The organism is Bartonella sp. AA1HLJMS, from assembly GCF_042197445.1.
Classification (GTDB): domain Bacteria; phylum Pseudomonadota; class Alphaproteobacteria; order Rhizobiales; family Rhizobiaceae; genus Bartonella.
In genome coordinates this window covers 1-2651 of sequence record NZ_JBHIRW010000104.1, presented here as the reverse complement: position 1 = coordinate 2651, position 2651 = coordinate 1, and the positions used below count along the sequence as shown (strand labels likewise).

Annotated in this window: 1 protein-coding gene; it reads right to left on the bottom strand. The window is 39.5% G+C overall.

The window, feature by feature from the left end; genetic code table 11:
- On the bottom strand, window positions 1-2651 hold a 2651-nt coding region (locus ACFIQE_RS09475; RefSeq protein ID WP_375707621.1), incomplete at both ends, for an autotransporter outer membrane beta-barrel domain-containing protein.

The following is a 2651-nucleotide window of genomic DNA, read 5'->3' as shown; positions in this document are numbered from 1 at the left end:
GTTCTGATATTGGCTAAAAGCGCGTTTTGTTTAGCCATATCGGTTAATCCACTATAGAAGAGAGCATTTGGCATGACCAAATAGCTTGCTGTTTGTGGTACAGGGGCAACGGTAGGGATATTTGTTTCAGGATCAGGATTTGAACCAGAATTGGAGCCAAGCAGTTTGGGTTGTAAACGGAAATCCCAGAAATTTTTATTCTTTTCATCAAAGAGGTTTTGTGCAATATCGGCTTTGCCTTGGCTTGAGTCTGGTCCATAGGCACGTAGTGTATACATATCCGGTAAGCCACCTCTTGTGGTATAGCCATTTACCAGTTTGAAAGAGTTTTCTTCTGCTTTTCCAGAAACTTGAATGAGTGAAAGCCCCCGTACATTAGGAGCAGCAGAGGTATTTACTTGACTACTGTTCTTTTCTACGCGTCCTGAAACATAAACTGATGTGTTGCCAGAGACATCCCCATGGATCAAAAGTCTATCGGTTTTTTGGTCATTTATTGCAGCACCATCACTCCAAGCCGTGTTGAAGTAAATCTTTGCATCACCCGTTGCATTGTAGACTTCTTGCGTGTCTGGTTTACCAGAACCTATATGCAATGTTTGGTAATGATCTTCTGTTGGTTTCTCAAAAACAATGGAGCTGTTATCGAGATTAAGCGTGGAAATATCAGAACGAGATCTTTGAGCGATATCAAGGAGATTGCCATCATCATCTTTTTCATTTTTGCTGATTTTCAACGTCCATTTTGTATTGTTTTTCAGATCAAAGTGCACATTTCTGTCTTTAGCAATATTTGCTCTGCCCTCTAAAATAGACTGATCTGCGCTTAATGTGAAGGTGCCGTTGGAGATCGCTTTAACCTCTTTATCATCCCACAAATCTTTATCTTTCCATGACGTTTTGTCCCAAGCAATACCATTTCCTAGTAAAACATCGGCATGGACCTCTGATTTTTTAAGATTGACTGTGCCGATTGATGGAACTGTAGTATCTTCGATACTTTTTTCAACAACAGCTCCAATGAAAATTCCTGTGCCATTTTCAGCATGAAGCTCTGCATTGGTCAGATTGATCTCATTACTATGATATTTTTGTGGATCATGCGAGCTATTCGGATTATCATCGGAGAAAGTTGCGAATTGTAAACCGGCAACTTCTGCTGTGGCAGAAACATCTGTCAGATCAATATGTCCGCCATTTATTACAACCAGCGCAGCCATTTTTGCTTCTATTTTATTTTTCTTCCCATTCTGAGGAGTGTCGGATTGGGTATCTAGACCTTTAGAATTAGTATCAATAGCGCCATTAATCATCTTAATTGTGCCATCTTCACCAGTAGCGAGACCAATACCAACATTTTGAATAGTTGTTTTGCCATTTAATTCAACTATACTATCAGCCTCCCAAGTGCTTACACCAACGGTTGGTTCTTCGGACTCACTACCGGTTATTGTTAAATCTCCGGTAATGATTTTACTCCCATCATCTGCATAAAGACCTTCATCAAAATTTTGAATGGTTGTTTTGCCAGTTAACTGAATTTCACTCCCAGAGCCCGATGTCCATACACCAGATCGTGCTTCATTGGGGTTGTCATTAATTGCTTTACCACTGACTATTGTTAAATCTCCGCTAACGATTTTGCCACCATTAAAGGCTCTAAGACCGACAAAAACTTTTTCAATGGTTGTATGACCCTTTAATTGAACTTCACTATTGGGATCAATGGCTATTATACCAGAAGTGCCGTATTCTTGGTTTTCATAAGCAGTTATTGTTAAATCTTCGCTGGAGATTTTACCACCTTTTTCTGCTCTCAGTCCATCTCTAACTTTTTCAATGCTTGTTTTGCCTTTTAATTCAATTATGCTTCCAAAGCCATTGGCATTTGCACCGTTTCCGAAGTTATTGGTTGTTAGAGTAACATCCGTAATTTCAATACGTCCACCATTTTCTGTAAGTAATGCGCCTTCATGTCCATTCAAATTTCCTCCTATGACAGCTCCTCCTTTCATTGTGATCTTGGATTCTATACCATCTGCATGGAGTGCATTACCATTAGATGATGCGACTGTAACATTGTTGTTTAAAGTAATGATGCTGCCATTTTGAGCAGATATTGCTGTATTTTTTGCACGAAATGATCCTCCAGAGATTGTTATTGTCGAGTGATCATCTGCAAATATGCCTGTTAGTGCTTGAGTAACGGTTACATTGTTCAAGGTTACTGTGCTGTTTTTAGCACTTATTCCTAAGGATAGTGAACTGTTATCGTTTTCACTCGATATTACCACGTCTTCCAGCTTGTTTTTTTTACTCTTACTGTCAGAAAAGGAAGCACCAGTGCTAGATAAAATGCCAGATGAGGAGGCCTCCATTCCAGAATATGTAATTGTTCCCTTAGTCATTTGAAGTGTAGCACCGTCTTTGGCTTCAAGGCCTAAGAAAATACCAGAACCAGTGCCTTTAATGATTGTGCCATCCAGTAACTCAATCGCACTGTTAGCACCTTCTGCTGTTACAGCATAGACGGTTTGGTTTGTGCCTTGGTTTATATCTTTATTCGTAACAATGGTTAAATGTTTTCCAATGATTTTGCCACCGTCTTTTGCGTGAATAGTTTCGTAGGTTTTATCGGATACTTCTTGTTG